1 rRNA gene is annotated in these 611 nt (G+C 54.0%); it reads right to left on the bottom strand.

The features are described from left to right. Window positions 1-33: 33 nt before the first annotated feature. Window positions 34-611, bottom strand: a 23S ribosomal RNA gene (locus tag ACTQ1N_RS12720); the annotation flags it as partial.

Raw genomic sequence — 611 nt, 5'->3', positions numbered from 1 at the left:
TCCGTTTTCCAAACTCACTTACCATTGTGCCTTTTGGATAAGCCTGCGACCGATTAGTAACAGTCAGCTCCATACATTACTGTACTTCCACCTCTGTCCTATCTACCTCATTCTCTCTGAGGGGTCTTAAGATATCTCATCTTGAGGGGGGCTTCACGCTTAGATGCCTTCAGCGTTTATCCCTGCCGGACACGGCTACCCAGTCATGCACCTGATGTGCAGCTGATACACCGGAGGTCCGTCCACCCCGGTCCTCTCGTACTAAGGGCAGCTCCTCTCAAATATCCTGCGCCCGCGCCGGATAGGGACCGAACTGTCTCACGACGTTCTGAACCCAGCTCGCGTACCGCTTTAATGGGCGAACAGCCCAACCCTTGGGACCTACTACAGCCCCAGGATGCGATGAGCCGACATCGAGGTGCCAAACCACTCCGTCGATGTGAACTCTTGGGAGTGATCAGCCTGTTATCCCCAGGGTAGCTTTTATCCGTTGAGCGATGGCAATCCCACTTTCATTCCACCGGATCACTAAGTCCTACTTTCGTATCTGCTCCACCCGTCGGTGTCGCAGTCAGGCTCCCTTCTGCCTTTACACTCTCCGAATGGTTTCC

This window comes from Porcincola sp. LCP21S3_C12 (genome assembly GCF_052118625.1).
GTDB lineage: Bacteria > Bacillota > Clostridia > Lachnospirales > Lachnospiraceae > Porcincola.
The sequence above is the reverse complement of the archived record's forward strand: the minus strand, read 5'-3'. Positions and strand labels throughout refer to the sequence as shown.